Here is a 20,356-nt window from a genome sequence, read left to right on the forward strand (position 1 = left end):
GTTTTTTTATGGGTCACGTAAAGCGGAGTGGGCGACGACCTACGCAGGCCAGGCCCCGGCCCGTCATTCCCGCGAAGGCGGGAATCCAGCCTGCGCGGGAATGACGTCTTTTTAGATCTTATCAATAAAAAATGAAAAAAAAGGCCCGAACAAGTCGGGCCAGAATAATACAATTTAAAATACGATAGTTACTTAACCTTTAAACTCACCCACAATATGCGAGATAGATTCCTTCGCATCACCAAACAACATTCTGGTGTTATCACCAAAGAACAGTGGGTTATCAACACCAGAGAAACCGGAACCCATAGAACGCTTCAGTACAAACACCGTACGCGCTTCGTTAACATTAATAACCGGCATACCATAAAGCGGGCTACCTTCATCTTCGTTAGCTGCAGGGTTAACAACATCGTTAGCACCGATAACAATCGCTACGTCCATATTGCTCATCTGTGGGTTGATATCATCCATCTCAACCAGTTGGTCATAAGATACACTAGCTTCGGCTAACAGTACGTTCATGTGGCCAGGCATACGTCCTGCAACCGGGTGAATCGCAAACTGGACTTCACAACCATTCTCTTCAAGGTGATCAGACAATTCACGAACAACGTGCTGAGCTTGAGCTACCGCCATACCGTAACCTGGTACGATGGCAACGTTTTGCGCCGCTTCAAGAATCAAGAAAGCATCATCCGCAGAGATAGGTTTAACTTCACCTTCGATTTTAGCGCTAGACACTTTGGCTGCACCAAAGCCACTAAACAGAACATTGCTTAATGAGCGGTTCATCGCCTTACACATGATGTTAGTCAGAATTAAACCACTAGCACCTACTAGAGAACCCGATACGATCAATAGATTGTTGTTCAATACAAAACCTGCCGCACAAGCCGCTAAACCCGAGTAAGAGTTAAGTAGGGCAATAACTACAGGCATATCTGCACCACCAATAGGAATGGTGATCATAATACCGAACAGTAGTGATAAACCGATAACCGCATACAACCACTCGCTATCTGCACTCGGGTTCTGAATAAACATAACGGCAGAAGCAAGAATGGTAAGTACTAATGCGCCATTAAAGACCTGTTGCCCAGCAAATTGAATTGCCTTACTAGGCATTTTTTCACTCAGCTTACCGTAAGCAATCAAACTACCTGTCAGTGTTACACCACCGATTAAGATAGAAAGAATAATAGTGATATTGGTGAAGGTAGTATTGGCTGCTGCATAAACCGCAACTAAACCTACCAACAAACTCGATGCACCACCAAAGCCGTTAAACACGGCTACCAGTTCAGGCATACCGGTCATTTCAACTTTACGGGCAGCAAACGCACCAATTAAGGCACCAACAATCAAACCGGCAATAATATTTTCCCATGGCAGTTTAATTTCATTCATCAGTGTTACAACGATGGCGATTAACATGCCCACCGAGGACATTAAGTTACCTTTACGTGCTGTTGCAGGTGAACTTAACTGCTTGAGTCCGAACACAAACAATACCGCAGAAACGATATACGCAAGGTTTATAATTAAATCAAAATTTAAAGATGTCATTAGTCTGGCCCCTTAACCTTTCTTCTTAAACATGGCCAGCATGCGGTCAGTAACCATATAGCCGCCGACAACATTGATAGACGCTAAAGCAACAGCTGCGGTGCCAAGCCATAAAGCCAACTCAGGGCTACCACTGTGTGCGGCTGTTAGAGCACCGACAACAGTAATACCAGAAATAGCATTTGATCCAGACATTAAAGGCGTGTGCAGAGTCGCAGGTACTTTTGCGATTAACTCAAAGCCCAAAAAGATGGAAAGCATTAAAATAAACGATAAATAGACGGCTTCCATTATTTAGCACCCCTTATATTTTTAATCATTTCATTCACCATCTCGCCATCGTGAGTGATCACGCAGCCTTTGATGATTTCATCTTCCATATCGAGATCAAATTGTTTGGTCTCTTTATTCCAGTATTCCAACACTAAATTGTGCAAGTTAGCGGAATACATTTGGCTGGCATTGTTAGCAACACGGCCAGGCATATTGGCAAGGCCGATAACCTTAACGCCATCAATCTCAACTTCTTCGCCAGCAACAGAGCCTTCAACATTACCGCCAGACTCTACCGCTAAATCAACGACTACACTGCCAGGCTTCATCGCTTGCAGCATTTCTTTCGTCACAACCGTTGGCGCAGGGCGACCAAATAGCTGGGCAGTGGTAATAACAATGTCAGACTGGGCACAGACTTTCTTTTGTCCGTCTAACTGCATTTGAACCTGCTCAGGAGTTAGTGCGTTGGCATAACCGCCAGCGGTCTGGCCAGTTTCACCCAGGTCAATCTCAACAAACTTACCGCCGAGAGATTCAACCTGTTCTTTAACCACAGGGCGAGTATCAAAGGCATCAACACGTGCACCCATACGCTTGGCTGTTGCAATAGCCTGTAGGCCTGCAACACCAGCACCAATAATAAAGACGCGAGACGGTGAAATCGTACCGGCTGGTGTCATCATCATGGGGAGAATTTTATCGAGACGCTCAGCTGCCAATACCACCATGGCATAACCGGCAAGGCTGGCCTGTGAGCTAAGGGCATCCATCTTTTGCGCGCGAGTAGTACGAGGGATCATCTCCATACTGATCGATGTCACACCGGCAGCGGCAAAGGCGTCAACCAGTTCGTTCTCATTAAACGGGTCGAGGAAGGAGATATGAATAGATCCCTTCTTTAACTGGCTAACTTCCTCGATTGAAGGCTTGCGCAAGCGCAATACAATATCAGCATTGTTTAACAGGGCCGTTCTATCGGTCACAATAGTGGCACCCGCTTTCTCATAGGCGCTATCTTCAATACGTACCGATTGGCCCATGCCTGCTTCAATTTGAACTTCCGCTCCCTGATCAGTAAAACGTTTTACCGAGTCGGGGATAACAGGGACTCGGGTTTCTCCGGCATCAAGCTCCCGGGGGATACCAATAATCATAAGTTGTCCTTGCTTCGTTGAGGGGCTGACCAGTGCCATTGCCCATTAATTAATTATTTATTCTATAAGACGCTTGTAGCACTCTTATCCACGCTCGCTACCCTATCGCTATTTCTTTATATTACCAAAAGCTATGATGAATACCCGATATAGTGATAATGAATACTGCCTGTCGCGTGTTTAGTACGTTTTTTGACCGCAGAAGTCACTGCTTCAGGTCGGTGTCGAATCATACGGAACTGCGACAAGTGAAACAATAAAAACCGATCAACATTAGCTACCTAAATGACCCCTTTACAGGCATGGAATTAGCGGGCAATACCTCAAATCTGCCCATTAATGGTCTTATAACCACCGAAAAGCAGAAATAACCGGATTTTTGCTGTGCCCTTATTAGAATTAGCGGTTTTTTAGTTTATCCTTCGCCACACGATAAAGGTTGGGTTTGCTTGAACCTGGAAATAGCTAAATAAGGCCCAACAGATAATGAAACAGACAATGAGAAGTCTCGATTTATGAGTAGTAAAGACAATTTAATCATTTTTGATACCACTTTACGCGATGGCGAGCAGAGCCCCGGCGCCTCGATGACTAAAGATGAAAAGGTGCGTATCGCTAAATTGCTAGAGAAAATGCAGGTTGATGTTATTGAAGCAGGCTTTGCTATCGCCAGTGTCGGTGACTTCGAGGCTGTAAAGGCGGTGGCTGGAGCAGTAAAAGACAGCACCATTTGTAGCCTGGCCCGCGCCGTACCCGGTGATATAGAGCGAGCCGCCGAGGCCTTAAAGGGTGCCAACTCTGGCCGGATTCACACCTTTATAGCTACATCGCCCATTCATATGCAGTACAAATTACAAATGGAGCCTGACCAAGTCCTTGAGCAGGCGGTAGCCATGGTGAAATTAGCCCGTAATCTCAGGGATGATGTGGAATTCTCTCTGGAAGACGGCAGCCGCTCTGAGTATGAATTCCAATGCCGTATTATAGAAGCAGTGATTGATGCCGGTGCTTCTACTATTAACATCCCTGATACCGTGGGCTATGGTGAGCCCGAAGAATATGGCGCCATGTTTAAACGCCTGATTGACAATATCCCCAATGCTGACAAAGCGATCTTCTCAACCCATTGTCATAACGATCTGGGTTTGGCGGTGGCCAATTCCTTATCCGCGGTAATGAATGGTGTGAGGCAGGTTGAATGTACCGTTAATGGTTTGGGTGAGCGTGCAGGCAATGCCGCTTTGGAAGAAATTGTTATGGGTGTTCGCACCAGGGCGGATATTTTCCCCGTGACCACACGTATTGAGCCCGTTCATATTGTACCTACCTCCCGTCTGGTTTCTTCTATTACCGGTTTTCCCGTTCAGCCTAACAAAGCCATTGTAGGAGCCAATGCTTTTGCCCACGAGTCAGGTATTCACCAGGATGGCGTATTAAAGCACCGTGAAACTTATGAAATTATGAGTGCCGAATCGGTGGGTTGGAATACCAACAAACTGGTGTTAGGCAAGCACTCAGGCCGTGCTGCAGTAAAAGCCCGCTTTGAAGAATTGGGTATCAGCTTCGATAACCAGGAAGCCTTAAACGAAGCCTTTGCCAACTTTAAAGCTTTAGCCGATAAAAAACATGAAATCTTTGATGAAGATTTACAGGCTCTGGTCAGCGATGTAACCGCACCAGAAATTAAAGAGAAATATCAGTTTAGTGATTTGGAAGCGACCTCCAGGTCTGGTGTAAAACCAAAAGCGTCTATGAAGTTGTCAGTTGATGGTACTGAGCAAGCGACAGAAGCAGAAGGTGATGGTCTGGTTGATGCTTCTTTTAAAGCGATTGAAAAAATTGCTAACAGCCAGGCTGAGTTACAACTTTATTTAGTCAGTGCTGTTACCCAAGGCACTGACTCACTAGGTGAAGTGACTGTACGCTTAGAAAAAGACGGTGTGATTGTTAATGGTTTGGGTGCAGATACCGATGTTATCGTCGCTTCAGTCAAAGCCTATCTTAATGCGTTGAATATGCTGGAAGCAGGCATTTTAAAAGCACACCCACAAAAAGGTGTTTAAACGAGCATGAACGAATTGCAGCGACAGGCTTATATGGAAGCAATGGGAGTAGATTGCTATGTCCCAAGATTGCACTTGCCCGCTGCAATGCCTTCCGTACTGTGTGAAATACCAGAACTGGCTGAAGTGCCAGTAGCTAATACTGAACCGTCGGTGGCTCCCATAGCAAAAGGTAAAAACGGCAGTGCTGCGGCTATGCAGGCTTTATTGGGTGAAGATGAACCTAATAAAGCGCAGGCCCAGCAAAGTGTTGAGGCTGTTACTGAACAATTAGTTCAAACAACCTCGGCAACCTCCATCCCACACTTTGCCTTATCCATAGTACGAGGTAGTAATATATTAATTGTGGATGATGGTCTGCCGGGCCATATTAACCCCGCTGAGTATTTGCAGCTGTTACACAATATTGTATTTGCACTAGGTGCTGGTAAACAGCAGTTAGCCATTGATAGCTTTGTGTGGCCGATGGTTAAAAATAGCCAGATTGATCAAAGCGAAACCGCCGCACGGCAAACGCTGGATGCGTTCTTATCCAAGCAGATTGAACAGCACAAGGCGCACTATATTATTGTGATGGGTGAAACTGCCGCTACCTACATCACTAGCGAAGCGTTGGCGACAGCTACCTTACACACCCATCCACAATGGCAGCTCCCCCTGATATGCACCAATAGCGCAAGCCCAATGCTTGACGACCCCTCCTTAAAACGAGCGGTATGGAATGACTTACAGCCCTTACTGTCTGTTATCAAGTCCAGCTAATGCAGTTAAGACCTATGCAAGCGGGTGATATTGAGGCAGTAGCCGCCGTGGAAAAAGCGGCTGCGGAATTCCCCTGGCCACAATCACAATTTAAAAATAGCCTTGGCAGCGACCATGATTGCATGGTGTTAGACGTTGAAGGTGTAGTGCTGGGCTTTATGATTTTCTCCAGAGTATTGGATGAAACTACATTATTAAATATTGCGGTGTATCCGGATATTCAAGGCAAGGGGTATGGTCGTTTATTGTTGGGCAGTGGTTTAAAGGCTCAACAGGAGCAAGGCGCCAAACAATGTTTTTTAGAAGTGCGGGTGTCCAATGTCAGTGCGAAAAGATTATATGACTCACTGCGCTTCAACATAGTGGGTGAACGTAAAAATTATTATCCGGCGAAAACAGACCGGGAAAATGCTTATGTGATGTGCTGTGATTTAGCAGACAATACAGTAGCCGTCGTTTAATTGAGGAATTGCAATGCGCGTTGTTGAAAGCCAATGGTGGATTATAGAGTTACCCGAGGAGTGGGAAGCCGACCAGGATGAAGATACCATTCTGATTTCCGATGAGGATGGCGTTGGTGAAATTGCTATCACTACACTAGAGAAAGAGTCCGGTCTCGTTGATGAGACTGAACTGCAAGACTATATGAACGATGTCGTTGAGCAGTTTGGCCCAGCGGAGTTGGCGCAGGTGGCTGAGTTGGATGGTTACTATATTGCTTATAAGGAAGATGGCGACGCCGTGAGGGAATGGTACCTCCGCTATGATAACTTGTTAGTGCTGATCACCTATAGCTGTGATGATGACAATGCCGGCATGGATGATGGTGCAGTGAATGAAATTCTGGAAACCCTCTTTATCAAAGTCGAAGAGCCAGAAGAGTAGGGTCTTCGGCTTTAATAACCAGATAAAGCAAGGCTTTAAATTATTCCATCGTTGTATACAATAGCTTGATCATCCACCTAACGATAATACTTGATGAAAACCTTCTTCAAACGCCTGTTGCTTACTCTGCTGGTTGTGCTACTTATCCTGATAGCAACCCCGTTTCTATTTCTTCAATTCGGTTCTGAATCGTCCGCCACCAGCGCAAAAATGCTGCTCAATGCGATTGCCGGTTATGGCATTGAAAGCCCCCCAGCCGAAGTGGTGGAGCAGCGTTATAAAGTGCCTGAAGGGTTTAGCGTTTCAGTCTATGCCGCTAGCCTGGGAAAAATTCGTTTTATGCATATGACACAGCAGGGAGACTTAATTGTTTCCCGGCCACGCAGTGGTGATGTGTTATTGCTGGAGCGTGACCGTGATGGCGATGGTTATCCCGATGGCCAGCGAACCCTGCTGGAAGGTTTGGTAAAACCCCATGGTTTAGATATCGCCGATGGTTGGTTATATATCGCCGAGTCTACCGCTTTAGGTAGGGTATCCTTTGATGAGCAGGACGGTCAGCTAACAGGGGAATATCAGCGCATTGTTGAAGGCTTAATGGACACCGGTAACCACTGGACCAAAACGGTAGGCGTAGGGCCCGATGGCTGGCTGTACTTTACCTCCGGCTCCACCTGCAATGTCTGTGAAGAGGAAGATCCGCAACGGGCCACTATGATGCGAGTTAAGCTCGATGGCAGTGAGCTAAGTATCTATGCCACCGGTTTACGCAATAGCGTTGGCTTTGATTGGGCACCCTGGGACCAAAGTTTATACGCCACCGATAATGGCCGTGACTTATTAGGTGATGATTTTCCTCCCTGCGAGCTCAACAAGATAGAGCGGGGTGGCTTTTACGGCTGGCCCTATATCAACGGTTTTAGTGAACTGGATCCTGATTTTGGTGTTGGCAAAGATAATTTACTCAGCACTTCGATTTCACCGGCCCATGGCTTTAAAGCACATAATGCTCCTTTAGGAATCCGGTTTCTCCGCCATAACGTGGCACCGGGTTTTGAGAAAACCGCCCTGGCTGCATTACATGGTTCATGGAACCGTAGCGAAAGAGATGGATACAAAGTTGTGTCCCTGCACTGGCAGGAAGATGGCAGCATTGTGGAAAAAGATTTTCTAACGGGTTTTCTGGGTAAGGCGGATGTGACTGGTCGCCCAGCGGATGTGACCGAGTCCAGCGATGGCAGTATTTATATTTCCGATGATTACTCCGGTACTATCTTCCGGGTAGTCTACGGCGAGCAGGTTAAAAGCTCACCCGCCAAAATCGCGGCACCGGTTACAGTAACTATTGATCCCGAACAAGCTTTGGCTATCTATAGCGATGAGCAACGCCAGAGTTTGCAGCAGCAGGGTGAAAGGTTGTATCAACAATACGGCTGCGGTAACTGCCATGATCCTGAAAGAGCGACGCCAATGAGACCAGTCAGGCCATTAAAAGACCTGGCCCAGCGTTATACCGTTACTGAAATAGCCGACTTCTTTTTAGCGCCAACACCACCGATGCCGGTCTTCCCGTTAAATGAGCAACAGCGAGAAGCCCTGTCGGTTTATTTGTACCCGCGATAGCTACAGCTGCTGATATGGTCATTAACCATACCCGTTGCCTGCATATAAGCATAGATAATTGTGGAGCCCACAAAGCTAAAGCCACGCTTTTTTAGGTCTTTGCTAATGGTATCGGACTCGGGACTGGTTACCGGTATCTCAGATATCGATTTCCATTTATTCTGGATAGGCTTGCCATCAACAAAGCCCCAGATATAGTCGGAAAAACTGTCAAACTCTTTTTGTATGTTGATAAAGGCTTTAGCATTTTTGCGGGTTGAAAAAACTTTTAAGCGATTGCGCACAATTCCCGGGTTAAGCAGTAGCTTTTCCAGTTTTTGATCACTAAACCGGGCGACTTTTTCCACCTCAAAATTGGCAAATGCCTTACGGTAGCCCTCCCGCTTTTTTAAAATCGTAATCCACGATAACCCGGCCTGGGCACCTTCCAGGGTAATAAATTCAAACAGCGTTTGGTCGTCATAAACCGGCACACCCCATTCATGGTCGTGATAGTGTTGGTAGAGTGGGTCATCGCCGCACCAGTCGCAGCGTTTGGGTTGGGCCATTATTAAGTTTCTCTTCGGTTAATCTGGCTATGTATCCCGATGGATATAAATGTTGATCGCAGTTATAATAAAGGAACACCGCTGGGTTTAAAACTATCTCATGGTCAACGCAAGGCTATTTTTTGTAAGGATAAAATATGAAAATTTACACCTTTGAAGCTGCTCCCAACCCACGTCGCTTAAAATTATTCCTGGGCTACAAGGGTGTCGATATTGAAACAGAAACCATTAATATCCGGGACGGAGAACAGTTTTCCGACAGTTTCAAAGCGATTAATCCCGACTGCACTGTACCGGCCTTGCAGCTGGATGATGGTACGGTTATTACAAATGTTATTGCCGCTTGCTTATACCTTGAGAGCCTTTACCCTGAAAAGCCATTATTGGGTTTAACCCCGCTTGAGCAAGCAAAAATAGTAAGTTGGGATCATAGTATTTTTACAGAAGGTTTTACTGCCGTGGCAGAAATGTTGCGCAATGGCAGTGAGGCCTTTAAAGGGCGCGCTTTACCTGGCGCTGTAGCCCTGGAACAAATTCCTGGGCTGGTAGACCGCGGCCAAATTCGCTTACAGGCCTTTTTTAATAAACTGGACACCCATTTAGCAGACCGTGAATTTATTGTCGGCAATGCTATTAGCCTGGCGGATATTGATTTGTATGCTCTGTGTGATTTTGCGAAGTGGGTAAAGCAATCTATTCCAGAAGATTGCAGACATTTACAGAGCTGGTACCAGCGTATGGTTAAAGAGTTAGGTGAAAAATAAACCCCCGCCATTCTTTATAACACCGCTGATATCAGGCGTTTTCTATTCCCTCGCAGCAATCTAATAAGGTCAACGCATTGCAAAAGCCAACCGATATATCAACAAATATATCCGCTGAAGACAGTTACGGCGAATTAAAAACCAAACTCAATAAAGAGACCGCCAAAATCACCTGGCAAGAGTTAGAGCGCCACTATGCCAGCGGTGCAGTGATTGCCGTCGCCAACGGCCACGACCTGATTGAAGTTGGTTGCCAGTTAAGTCTGGACAATAAAGAGGTGGTAGAGCAGTGGCTAACCGCCGGCGTTATGGCCAAGGTTGATGACCAACAGGCGACACAATGGTTTGAACAACAAGCTACACTTTGGGCTGTTGTCGTCGCTCCCTGGGTGTTGGTGCAGGAAATTGCACCCTAAGAGGCGCCAACGGTAACAACAATGGATAATCAAACTGCCTTTATAGAAAGTATTAGCGCTCGGTTGGATGACTTGTTTCAGTCATACAACGATAACCGTCCGGTACCACCGGCTACAGTGTTTCGCCTTGAGGGGTATATAGCAGCGGGGTGTGAGTTGGCTTTACTAACGGAACAGGATGCTTGGCAAATGATTAAACGGTCGTGGGATAAAACCTTTGACCAACCATTCCCGGCCTGCGCCAGCGGAAAAATTTCCATCCCGGTCAATATGCCCAGGGCGCCAGTGTATCCTTCAACGTGATTGCCAGGGTATTTACTTCTTGCTTAAACATTGTGTCTTAAGGGAATACTTCGCACTCAGGTCAAAAAACTCATTATATTTTTTCTGATCGCAGTAGTGCCCAGCCAAAGTAGTGGCGACGCGGTCAAGGTTTTCGCTGTCTACACCAATCAATTTTTCTGTTAGTGCCAGCATTCTTAGCAGGGTGGGCACCTGATACTGCTGTTGTTCGGTAACTACGTAAAGTGCATATAACAGAATCTCCCAATCCAGAATTTTAAACTCGTCATTCTGTAGTGACTTTTCCACCTCGATTATTTCAATCACGATAGGTATGACCTGCTCGTAGTGCTCTTGGTCTATTAGCAGCTGGTGATAGCGGTCGCGAATAATCACGGTGGCAAAATGTTCTTTGCCCACGGCCTTGGTGGCTAGTTGGTAGGCTTGGGTAATCTCTGTGGCATGTTCTGTGATTTGGCCGGTTTGGGTATAGGCCAGTACATTATTTTTCATAATAATAATGCAGCGCTGGTCTAGCTCATGATAGAGAGTGATACATCCATCCAGGGCTAATTCACCTGAGTCGATGGCAGACCTCCATTGTTTTTTATTAACGGCCTTATCGTTTTTTTTCACTTGTTGAAGGAACTTCTCTTCTGTCCATTCAGTAGACCAGTCAAAGAGTGACCTTGGGGCGTTATTTTTGGCGGAGCCAATAGAGGGGGCTAGCAGTAAGAGCAAGATAATAAGTGATGTGAATGTTTTCATACCAATAACATTGCCGAATAAGTTGCCCGCGCCTATATAGGGTCTATATCCCTGAGGTGATGGGTTATTTTGAATGAAAAAATCTTATATCTAATTCAATTCTTCTGACAGATTACATAAGTTTAAAGATTATACCGGCGAGAAAGATATATCAATCAATGTTATCAGGCTGTGATTACTGTGGCTGCAATCTGGACATATAGAGCCCTTTTCTTAGTATTCTAGAGCAGCGAGGTCTGCCGCCGCGACCCAGTATGAAAAACAGCAATCAGCGAGTAATGAAAAAACTCGCCACAGGTGGTCAGGTGATCACGGACCCAATATTGGATGGTGTCTGCTTGTTGTTCATCCGGGGTGGTGGCAGTTTGGTATGCTGCAATTTCGCATTCAACAGTGGCGGGTGAGTCGGTGGTTTTGTCGTCATCACTGATGGCAATAGAGAGCACTTTGCGTTTTTTATCCCATTCAAAAATAACATAGCGCGACTGGTCCCAGACATTGTCAGGGAATAGGCTCACAGCCTTATCAATGGTTTGGTTAATTATCTGGCGGATTTCAGTATCATCGGTCTGTTCACAGCGGTGAGAATAGACCACACCCACGGTGGCATTGCCATAGGCGTCTTTGGCGTTGTTATGGGTTTGGCTTTGCCAGGGGAGTTCGGTCCATTCTTGTTGCATAGGGGGCTCTGTGTTTTAAGGGTTTATTTTTTGGGTCGATGTTTGGTGTATTTGGTGGCCAATGCCTGTTCCGGTTTGTCTGGCCATGGGTGCTTAGGATAGCGGCCTTTCATTTCTTTTTGTACCTCAAAATAGCTACTGCGCCAAAAACCAGCAAGGTCTTGGGTAACCTGTAAGGGGCGTTGGGCTGGGGATAATAAGTGAAGCATCAATTTTATTTGGCCGTTAGCAATACTGGGAGTGTCGGCATAGCCAAACATCTCTTGTAGTTTGACACTGAGTACAGGTGGGTTTTGGCTGTAATCGATACTGATATTGGAGCCGGAGGGTACGGTAATTTTCAACGGTGCCAGTTCATTCAGTTGCTGCGGCAGCGGCCAGGGTAGTAAGTGGCTAAGTATTTCCTGTAGTTCAAGTTTTGTAAAATCACCTAGCTTGTTGATGTTATCCAAATAGGGCGCCAGCCAATGGTCTAAGGTGTTTAGCAAATGCTTGTCGGAAACGTTGGGCCACTTTTGCTGCCCGGTATTATGTTTACGTAATAACTCCACTCTTGCCTGCCATTGCCTGCTGGCTTTGTCCCAGGGTAATAAGCTTAAGCCTCGTTTTTGAATAAGCGCTTGCAGTGCCTGGCGTTTTTCTTCCGGGGGAATTTGCCCAACCCGTTGGCTTTTAATCGTTAGCTTGCCTACTGCGGTGACTTGCTCTGCAATAAACCGCTCCACGCTATCATCCCATTCCAGGGTGGTTTTTTCTGTGGTTAAACGGCTTAGCGCTTGCTGGAATAATTCAGTATCAAAGGGGCAAGCAGAGTAGATACGGTCGGTAGCTTTTTGGCCGGCTTGATTAATATTGCCGCCCAGTTCAGCGACTGCCAGCCATTGGTGATTGCTGAGTTTGTCGTTATTGTCCAGGGTGGCGGCACGGCCATTGCTGAGTTGATACTGGTTATTGCTGCCTGCTTTTTTTTTGGCAATGCGGTCAGGGTAGGCACTGGCTAATAAAAAGCCGATCTGTTGTTGTTCTGTGAGTGGCTGTTCTGCTGCGGCTTTGTTGCTGTGTTTATTTAACAGCTGCTGAAAGGTTTTGGCTTGTTGCTGTGTGCGTTTTAGCCAGGCTTTGTGTTGGCTATGGCAGGGAATATCACCGGTAACCGTAGCCACCACTGAAGCAAGGTCGGCGCCATAATCCCGGGATAATGGATGGCGGTCTGCTAATACAGCGGCTAAGGCACAGGCGTTTTTTTCCTGCTGCAAAGCTAAACTGCTGATCAGCATATGCGCCAATCTTGGGTGGGTAGGCATGGCCGCCATTTGTTCACCGTGGGGTGTTAGCTTCCAGCCTTGCAAGGCTTGTGCAGTAACGGCGGGGCCTTCTATTGCACCCAAACTGGCTAATAAATCCCGGGCCTGGCCCAGTGGGCCAGTCGGTGGTGTATTCAGCCAGTGCAGTTCGTCAATATCATCAATACCCCATTGCAGAATTTGTAATACCAGGGGGGCAAGGTCGGCCTGCAAAATTTGCGGGGCACTTTGCCTGGGTAGCTGCTGCTGTTGTTCGTCACTCCATAGCCGATAACAAACCCCTTCGCTTAGTCGCCCGGCACGGCCCATCCGTTGCACGCTGGAGTCCTGGCTAATGCGGCGGGTTTGCAAACGTGTCATCCCGGTAGCGGGGTCGAAGCAGGGTTCACGGCTAAGCCCGGCATCAATAACAACATTAATCCCTTCAATGGTTAAGCTGGTTTCCGCAATATCGGTAGCCAATACTATTTTGCGTTGGGGGCCGTTTTCAGGCAGTGGTTCTATGGCCCGTTGTTGTTCGCGAAAGGGCAGTGCACCGTATAAAGGGAATACAACGGTGTCGGTAATAGTGTTGTCTGCCAGATGTCGCTTAAGCCGTTGTAAGACTTTATTGATTTCACCTTGTCCCGGTAAAAATACTAATTGGCTGCCGCTATGTTTTTGTAGTGCAGAGATTGCTGCACTGCAAACACGGTCAATAATATTTTCATCATAGCGTTTGGCTTTGCCGTAGATAATATCGACGGGAAACATTTTGCCCTGACTACGGATAATGGGTGCGGTGTTGTCTTCGGTGGTGAGTAGTGAGGCAATGGTGTCGCCGTCAAGGGTGGCGGACATCACTACCAGGCGCAGGGGGTTGTTATCATCCCGGAAAATTTCACGCCCTTGCAAAGCCAGCGCTAAACCAAAATCAGCATCAATACTGCGCTCGTGAAATTCATCAAAGATTAATAAGCCCACACCTTCAAGGCCGGGGTCTTGCAGCAGCATGCGAGTGAGAATACCTTCGGTAATCACTTCAATACGGCTTTGCTGGCTGACTTTGCTGTCTTGCCGTACCCGATACCCTACGGTTTGCCCAACCGGTTCACCTAGCAGTGATGCCATACGTTGTGCCGCACTGCGTGCTGCCATCCGGCGTGGCTCTAACATAATGATGCGTTGGTCCCTGAGCCAGGCTTCGTTTAATAAGGCCAGTGGCACCAGTGTGGTTTTACCGGCACCTGGCGGTGCTTCCAATACCAGTTGGTGATGGTGTTGCAGGGTGTCCCGAAGTGGGGCCAGTACTTCGGATATGGGTAGGGTGGGCAGGGTCATGCTTAAGGTTGATGCAAGTCCCTGATCAGCGCCGGGATTTCCGAAGGGTGCAGCAAGGTATGGTGTGGGTTGATACCCAGCTCGGCGTCTAGTGGCTGCTGGTGCTGAATCCAGACAGAGGTAATTCCGCTGTTATGGGCGCCGGCAATATCCGCGGCTAAGCTATCGCCTACATGAATGGCTTCATGGGCTTCGCAGTTTGCCAGGGTAAGGGCCTTATCAAAAATAGAGCGGGCCGGCTTTTGTTCGGGTTCCTGGCCGCCAATAATAATATGGTCAACATGGTCTTTCAGGTTGATACGTTCTACTTTCGGAATTTGTGAAAACTCAGGGCCATTGGTGATAACCACCAGGGTAAATAGCCTGCGCGCCTCGGCTAAAAAGTCGGTAATGCCCGGATAGAAATCGAAGGCGTTGATTCTGTCACTATCGAATTGGTCTTGCAGTTGCCGGGCAGTATCTGCGGTTACGTTTTCAATACCCTGCGCAGCCAGTAAATCAGTAACTAATTGAACTCTAAAAGCCCCTTCGTCTTGTTGTTCGACAATGGGCGTATAGCGATTGTGCTGCTCGGTACTCCATTCTCGGTATATGCCTTTGACGTAAGCCTCGGCAATAGCCTCGGAGTTGGCAAGGTCTTGATACAACGAGCTGAGCTGCTGTGCCATTTTTGCTTTTGCTTGCCGGTTGGCGGCAAAGGTGTCACACAGTGTTTCATCCATATCCAGGAAGAGGGCTTTTAACATGGTTGGTTCCGGTGTATTAATGTTGGTGCTTATTATTGTAACTGGTAGCGCAATTCCCGCAAAAAACCCTGCAGATTTTCGGCATTTTCCGGACCCATGCGCCACAGCAGTTTTTCAATGTCAGTGGCGTTTTCATAGTCAGCACTCTCGAATTGATAGAGTACGCTGGGCCGAATTAATGCAGGTTGTTGTTCCAGGCTATTAACGGCTAACACCTGACTTATGGTCTGCATAAAGCGTTGGTCAAAGGTGTCGGGTTTGCCTTGCTCCCGGTAGGCTTTTTCTAACAGCGGTAACCAGTCCTGGTAGTAGCGCACCAGTGTAGCGGGTTCGATACTGGTCAAGGTGTTAATCATCAGGGTCATGCGCTGGTAGTTTTCTTCTGAAGTGACTTCGTCTAAACCGCTGGCCTGGGTTTTAAATTTTTCCATGGGGTAATCAACCGGGCGATAGCGCTTTGGCAATTTACCATCGGCCATCAGATCAACGGCTAATACCCATTTGCGAATTTGCTCTTCAGGTAATAACCATTGGGTGAGGGCAGGGGCCAAATCCTTTGCCGCTAACAGAGCCACAGTATCACTGTTTTCCAGTGCAATCGGGGCGTTAACAATGGGCGGCAGGCTGGGGGCTGGTTCAACGGGGGCGGGTTCAACAGCTGCGGGTTCTGGTAAGGGTTCAGGGGCTGGCTTAACAGGCTCCCTGACGACGGGAGCCGGGGCGGTTTGGCTAAGCTCTTGTTCAGCACTTTGTTGCTGGGTGCTGTAGATAAAAATTCCAGCGGCAATGATCACCACAGCGATAAAGCCAATAATAATGCCCGGCATGATTTTGTTGGTCATAGTATATCCATTTCTTGTGGTGCCTGGCCTAAAGTCAGGCTGGTTTATATGGCTGCAAATCCTGCGTGAGCGCAGTTTAGCAAACATTGTGTGCTGGGTTTGAATTCATTCTTCGGGTTTTGTTCCTTTTCTTTATTGGCTATGGGTTGCGGGGCAGTGGGTTCTGCTTAGTCTTTTTAGTTGTAGTAACTGTATTTGTTGGATTTATACCAATTTATAACCTGTTTATTTTTGTTTATATGGATGTATCAGCTGATTTTTATAAATTTTAAAGAAAAAATACTGATCTGGCTTGTTTATGATGTTTACAGATTCATTCAATCAGCTAATTTAGGAGTAATAGTCATGTTAGTCGGTGTGCCCAAAGAGATTAAAAACCACGAGTATCGGATCGGTATGACCCCGGCCGGAGTGAAAGAACTGGTTGGCCGCGGCCATCAGGTGCTGGTGCAAAGTCATGGGGGTGAAGCTATTGGCTTTAGCGATGAAAATTATCGCCAGGCCGGTGCAGAAATGGTCGACAAGGCAGAAGATATTTTTGCCCGCTCAGAGATGATTGTGAAAGTGAAAGAACCCCAGCCAGCCGAATGCAAGATGCTGCGAGAAGGGCAGATTTTGTTTACCTACCTGCACCTGGCCCCGGACCCTGAACAAACCGAGTTGCTACTGGCTTCCGGTGCTACCTGTATTGCCTATGAAACGGTGACGGATGATAACGGTGGCTTGCCGTTACTGGCACCGATGAGTGAAGTGGCGGGACGTATGTCGATCCAGGAGGGTGCTTACTGCCTGGAAAAGGCTCAGGGTGGCAGCGGTATATTAATGGGTGGAGTGCCCGGTGTTGAGGCCGCCAATGTATTAGTGATTGGCGGTGGGGTAGTGGGTTTAAACTCTGCACGTATTGCTATGGGCATGGGCGCCAATGTGACCATTATGGACCGCTCACTGGCCCGTTTAAAAGCTATCGATGAATTATATGGCGATCGCTTGAATACCTTATATTCAACCACCGATGCGATTGAAAAGCAGCTAGCTATTTCTGATGTGGTGGTTGGAGCCGTACTGATCCCGGGCGCTGCAGCCCCCAAACTGGTTACCCGGGATATGTTGAAGCTAATGAGGCCAGGTTCGGTGTTGGTTGATGTAGCCATTGATCAGGGTGGTTGTTTTGAAACCAGTAGGGCCACTACCCATGAAGCCCCCACCTATAGCGTGGACGGTATTATTCATTACTGTGTGGCAAATATGCCCGGCGGTGTTGCCCGTACCTCGACGCTGGCTTTGACCAATGCCACTTTGCCTTATGTGCTTGGCCTGGCAAATAAAGGCGCCTATCAGGCCCTGATGGATGATAAGCATCTGTTAAATGGTCTGAATGTTCACCAAGGGATGGTTACTGTTGATGCCGTAGCCTCGGCGTTGGATTATAACTATGTCGAGCCTGGTATGGCTTTGGCCAGTGATGGCTTAAAGCAGTCAGCCTAGCACACCGTCATTCCCGCGCAGGCGGGAATCCAGTGCTGTCAATTTCCGCCTTGGCGGAAATAACAGCATAGGCATACAGGCTGGATTCCCGCCTGCGCGGGAATGACGAGAGTCATTTTCGCCGAAGCCTGCCCTCGAGTGCTTTAGTCGGGGGCGGGAATGACGGTGTGGCAATAGAGTTAATTTCCTCCTTCTTTGACCCTCATCAATGTAGTACCCCGGTTGATTGATAATACTGGAGCTATTCCTACCCTATGGAGGTTGTGCTATGTCGACTTATCGAAAAATTCTAGTAGCTGTAGATTTATCTGAAGAGGCTGAGCAGGTGTTGCAAACCGCCGCCGATATAGCTGAGGCCAACCAGGCTGAGTTGTATATATTGCATGTTGCGGATACCCCGGTTTCGCCCTATGGCCAGTTTCCAGAGTACGCAGCACCGGTTAGCACCGCTGAAATCAGAGCGTCTATTTTCGCCCAGCTTGCTACTACAGTGGAAAATGCGGGTTTGAGTCGAGAGCTTATTACTATCGATTTTGGCCGCTCAATTGATTCCATTATTGAGCATTCTGACGAGTATCAATGCGACTTGATTGTTATCGGTAGTCATGGCCGGCACGGCATTCAATTATTATTAGGCTCTACCGCCAACGGTGTTTTGCATCACGCTAATTGTGATGTGCTAGCGGTGCGGGTAAGGGAAGTCATAGAACAGTAACTGATTTTTTCTGATTGCTAAAAGGAGATTGTCATGAGTTTATTAAAAGATGATTTAGCCGTGATTATGGAAGAGTTAAAAACCCAGCGCGATATTTTAGCGGTAAAAATGCACCTGGCCAAAGCGGATGTCAAAGATGAGTGGCAACAGCTGGAAAAGAAATGGCAACATTTTTGTGCTGAAAATCAACGCCTGCAAGAAGAGGCCAAAGATGTCGCTGAAGACGTACAGGAAGATTTAAGTGATTTAGGGCGGGACCTTAAAGAGGGCTACTACCGCATTAAAAACCTGCTGCATTAACTACCCGTGACCTCCTTTGGTTGGGAGTCCGAGTCTGTCTATAGTCATCCAGAGGATTACTACAGTGAGCTATTAGTTGATATCAGCCATGCTCGCCAAAGTATTGAGTTGGTTGTTTATATCTTTGCCCTGGATGAGTTGGGGCAACGCTTCTTTGATGCTTTGGTCAGGGCTGCAAGACGCGGTGTAAGCGTGCGCGTGCAGGTTGACGGCATTGGCTCTGCTGAAGAGGGCGATGTACTGGCAGCCAGGTTTGCCAGCGAGAATATTGATTGCCGTATTTATCACCCCTTGCCCTGGTACTTAAGTGCCTACCGGTGGTCGGTAACCCCCGGCAGTTTTTTTGCCAAACTCGCTCATTTTATACTTTGCCTTAATCGCCGTGACCACCGTAAATTTTGTGTGATTGACAGTCGGGTGGCCTGGTGTGGCAGTTTTAACCTGTCCATTGATCATCTGGATAAGTCCATCCCATGGCGCGACTATGGCGCTCGCATCAGCGGGCTACCGGTTGAGTTACTGCGGGAAAATTTTAGCGCGGTTTGGTCGCGGCGCCCATCCGCCATTACCCTTCAGGATATGAAGTTTTTGCGGTGTAATGACAGCCTTAAACTACGTCGCCTTCGCAACCGGCTACTGGTGCAGCATATTCGCTCGGCGCGGCGACGGGTATGGATAGTCAGCGCCTATTTTTCACCGTCAGGCCAGGTTATTCGGGCCATCAAACAGGCTCGGCAAGCCGGCATAGACGTGAGGGCGGTGGTGGCCGAGCGTTCCGATATCGCGGTATTTCCCTGGCTAAGTGCGACCTATTATGCGGATTTAATCAATATGGGGGTGGAGATCTATGCCTATAAGCCCGGTGTTTTACATGCCAAGGCCTTGTTGGTTGATGATCAGTGTGTGATTGGTAGCACCAACCTCAATCATCGCAGCTTTTACCATGACCTGGAGCTGGATATATTACTGACAAACCAACAATCGGTTAAAACCATGGCGGAGAGTATTGAACAGGATATTGCCCAATCCACTAAAGCCTCACTGGCTGACCTGTCTATCATGAGCCGGAGGTTCTGGTTTGGCTGGTTGCTGCGGGTGTTGCGCTACTGGATGTAGTTAATATAGTTTGAACTATACTGGATATCATTAAGGTTAGCTGGGATAGATAGAGCGATGAAGATATTGACCCAATCGATGCTGTTACTGATGCTATTTTTGTTGACGGCTTGTGAATCGGATAATGAGCATTTTTGCGCGCGTTACCAGTATGTCTACAACCAGTTGTTGGAAGATGATATTCCGCCCTACGGTGAAATGAAGCAGCAGTTAATGGAAAGCCTGGCTACCCCCAAGAAAGATAAAGACCAGGCTCGGTTTATGCTGTTTGTACTGGAAGATTGGTATTCGGAGCTAAAGCCTGGCCATGAGGATAGCCGTGAGTTCTGCATGCGCATCAAGCGCTGGGAAGCTTACCCTTAAAGCCCTGGTAATAATTAAAGTAAGAGGCTCTCTCCTCCCTCCCCCCCCCAAAAAAAAACCGTCATTCCCGCGAAGGCGGGAATCCAGTACTGTAGATTTCCGCTTTAGCGGAAATAACAGCATAAGCATACAGCCTGGATTCCCGCCTTCGCGGGAATGACGATAGTCATTTTCGTCGAAGCCTGGCTCCACCCAACACCTCCAGATTACAATCCACCTGCTAACCCATGTTTGATATTGAGGCTTGTGCCCAACCCTGTTAAACTGGCGTCCCATCTCGGAAGGGTCCTGACGATAGTTAATAGCTTGCCTATATAACTCGCCTAAACCCTCCCATCCAGGGCCTGATTGATACCTTCCAAGGTATGCCAATAG

Annotated in this window: 22 protein-coding genes; 13 read left to right on the forward strand and 9 right to left on the reverse strand. The window is 47.5% G+C overall.

Features of this window, described 5'->3' with window-relative positions; translation table 11 throughout:
- Window positions 1-192: 192 nt before the first annotated feature.
- From P8H32_RS04985 to P8H32_RS04995, 3 genes are read right to left on the reverse strand one after another with little or no spacing between them, the layout of a single operon-like run.
- A complete protein-coding gene (locus P8H32_RS04985; protein WP_297292888.1) occupies window positions 193-1,569 on the reverse strand; it encodes an NAD(P)(+) transhydrogenase (Re/Si-specific) subunit beta in 1,377 nt (458 codons plus the stop codon).
- Between the two features lie 12 nt (window positions 1,570-1,581).
- Window positions 1,582-1,860 carry an NAD(P) transhydrogenase subunit alpha gene (locus P8H32_RS04990; protein ID WP_297292889.1) on the reverse strand — a complete coding sequence of 93 codons (279 nt, stop codon included), beginning with the start codon at window positions 1,858-1,860 and terminating at the stop codon, window positions 1,582-1,584.
- Window positions 1,860-2,999, reverse strand: coding sequence for a Re/Si-specific NAD(P)(+) transhydrogenase subunit alpha (locus P8H32_RS04995; protein WP_297292890.1), 1,140 nt, complete (start codon window positions 2,997-2,999; stop codon window positions 1,860-1,862). The genes P8H32_RS04990 and P8H32_RS04995 overlap by 1 nt, the downstream gene beginning before the upstream one ends.
- 515 nt (window positions 3,000-3,514) lie before the next feature.
- Here P8H32_RS04995 and P8H32_RS05000 point away from each other — a divergent pair.
- From P8H32_RS05000 to P8H32_RS05020, 5 genes are all read left to right on the forward strand, one after another.
- A complete protein-coding gene (locus P8H32_RS05000; RefSeq protein ID WP_297292891.1) occupies window positions 3,515-5,062 on the forward strand; it encodes a 2-isopropylmalate synthase in 1,548 nt (515 codons plus the stop codon).
- Between the two features lie 6 nt (window positions 5,063-5,068).
- The gene (locus P8H32_RS05005) at window positions 5,069-5,824 is read left to right on the forward strand and encodes a hypothetical protein (RefSeq protein ID WP_297292892.1); all 756 of its coding nucleotides are present in this window, start codon (window positions 5,069-5,071) and stop codon (window positions 5,822-5,824) included.
- Window positions 5,824-6,285, forward strand: coding sequence for a ribosomal protein S18-alanine N-acetyltransferase (rimI, locus tag P8H32_RS05010; protein ID WP_297292893.1), 462 nt, complete (start codon window positions 5,824-5,826; stop codon window positions 6,283-6,285). The genes P8H32_RS05005 and rimI overlap by 1 nt, the downstream gene beginning before the upstream one ends.
- Window positions 6,286-6,298: 13 nt before the next feature.
- On the forward strand, window positions 6,299-6,709 hold the full coding sequence (locus tag P8H32_RS05015; protein ID WP_297292894.1) for a hypothetical protein: 411 nt from the start codon (window positions 6,299-6,301) through the stop codon (window positions 6,707-6,709).
- Window positions 6,710-6,802: 93 nt separating this feature from the next.
- Window positions 6,803-8,332, forward strand: a complete 1,530-nt coding sequence (locus P8H32_RS05020; RefSeq protein ID WP_301088607.1) for a PQQ-dependent sugar dehydrogenase — start codon at window positions 6,803-6,805, stop codon at window positions 8,330-8,332.
- Here the strand turns inward: P8H32_RS05020 and P8H32_RS05025 are convergent.
- Window positions 8,314-8,880 (reverse strand): DNA-3-methyladenine glycosylase I, encoded by a 567-nt coding sequence (locus tag P8H32_RS05025; RefSeq protein WP_297292896.1) that lies wholly within the window; start codon window positions 8,878-8,880, stop codon window positions 8,314-8,316. The two genes, P8H32_RS05020 and P8H32_RS05025, sit on opposite strands and share 19 nt — an antisense overlap.
- Window positions 8,881-9,017: 137 nt before the next feature.
- On the opposite strand from P8H32_RS05025, the gene P8H32_RS05030 reads away from it, so the two are divergent.
- From P8H32_RS05030 to P8H32_RS05040, 3 genes are all read left to right on the forward strand, one after another.
- Window positions 9,018-9,644: a glutathione S-transferase family protein gene (locus P8H32_RS05030; protein WP_301088608.1), complete on the forward strand. Its 627-nt coding sequence runs from the start codon at window positions 9,018-9,020 to the stop codon at window positions 9,642-9,644.
- A 77-nt stretch (window positions 9,645-9,721) separates the two neighbouring features.
- Window positions 9,722-10,060, forward strand: a complete 339-nt coding sequence (locus tag P8H32_RS05035) for a DUF2288 domain-containing protein (RefSeq protein WP_297292898.1) — start codon at window positions 9,722-9,724, stop codon at window positions 10,058-10,060.
- Between the two features lie 21 nt (window positions 10,061-10,081).
- Window positions 10,082-10,363: a hypothetical protein gene (locus P8H32_RS05040; protein ID WP_301088609.1), complete on the forward strand. Its 282-nt coding sequence runs from the start codon at window positions 10,082-10,084 to the stop codon at window positions 10,361-10,363.
- Between the two features lie 12 nt (window positions 10,364-10,375).
- Here the strand turns inward: P8H32_RS05040 and P8H32_RS05045 are convergent, their stop codons facing one another.
- From P8H32_RS05045 to P8H32_RS05065, 5 genes are all read right to left on the reverse strand, one after another.
- Window positions 10,376-11,110, reverse strand: a complete 735-nt coding sequence (locus P8H32_RS05045) for a hypothetical protein (protein WP_297292900.1) — start codon at window positions 11,108-11,110, stop codon at window positions 10,376-10,378.
- A gap of 221 nt (window positions 11,111-11,331) precedes the next feature.
- On the reverse strand, window positions 11,332-11,790 hold the full coding sequence (locus tag P8H32_RS05050; RefSeq protein WP_297292901.1) for a hypothetical protein: 459 nt from the start codon (window positions 11,788-11,790) through the stop codon (window positions 11,332-11,334).
- Window positions 11,791-11,813: 23 nt separating this feature from the next.
- Window positions 11,814-14,414: an ATP-dependent helicase HrpB gene (gene hrpB / locus P8H32_RS05055; RefSeq protein WP_301088610.1), complete on the reverse strand. Its 2,601-nt coding sequence runs from the start codon at window positions 14,412-14,414 to the stop codon at window positions 11,814-11,816.
- A gap of 2 nt (window positions 14,415-14,416) precedes the next feature.
- A complete protein-coding gene (locus tag P8H32_RS05060) occupies window positions 14,417-15,160 on the reverse strand; it encodes an HAD family hydrolase (RefSeq protein WP_297292903.1) in 744 nt (247 codons plus the stop codon).
- A gap of 32 nt (window positions 15,161-15,192) precedes the next feature.
- Window positions 15,193-16,002: a DUF3014 domain-containing protein gene (locus tag P8H32_RS05065; protein ID WP_301088611.1), complete on the reverse strand. Its 810-nt coding sequence runs from the start codon at window positions 16,000-16,002 to the stop codon at window positions 15,193-15,195.
- 345 nt (window positions 16,003-16,347) lie between these two features.
- On the opposite strand from P8H32_RS05065, the gene ald reads away from it, so the two are divergent.
- From ald to P8H32_RS05090, 5 genes are all read left to right on the forward strand, one after another.
- The gene (ald, locus tag P8H32_RS05070) at window positions 16,348-17,487 is read left to right on the forward strand and encodes an alanine dehydrogenase (RefSeq protein ID WP_301088612.1); all 1,140 of its coding nucleotides are present in this window, start codon (window positions 16,348-16,350) and stop codon (window positions 17,485-17,487) included.
- Between the two features lie 268 nt (window positions 17,488-17,755).
- A complete protein-coding gene (locus tag P8H32_RS05075) occupies window positions 17,756-18,202 on the forward strand; it encodes a universal stress protein (protein ID WP_297292906.1) in 447 nt (148 codons plus the stop codon).
- A gap of 33 nt (window positions 18,203-18,235) precedes the next feature.
- A complete protein-coding gene (locus P8H32_RS05080; RefSeq protein ID WP_297292907.1) occupies window positions 18,236-18,502 on the forward strand; it encodes a hypothetical protein in 267 nt (88 codons plus the stop codon).
- 6 nt (window positions 18,503-18,508) lie between these two features.
- On the forward strand, window positions 18,509-19,618 hold the full coding sequence (locus P8H32_RS05085) for a phosphatidylserine/phosphatidylglycerophosphate/cardiolipin synthase family protein (protein WP_297292908.1): 1,110 nt from the start codon (window positions 18,509-18,511) through the stop codon (window positions 19,616-19,618).
- A gap of 57 nt (window positions 19,619-19,675) precedes the next feature.
- A complete protein-coding gene (locus P8H32_RS05090; RefSeq protein ID WP_301088613.1) occupies window positions 19,676-19,981 on the forward strand; it encodes a hypothetical protein in 306 nt (101 codons plus the stop codon).
- Window positions 19,982-20,356: the final 375 nt, after the last annotated feature.

Source organism: Oceanicoccus sp., assembly GCF_029238675.1.
In the GTDB taxonomy this organism is placed as follows: domain Bacteria; phylum Pseudomonadota; class Gammaproteobacteria; order Pseudomonadales; family Dasaniaceae; genus Oceanicoccus.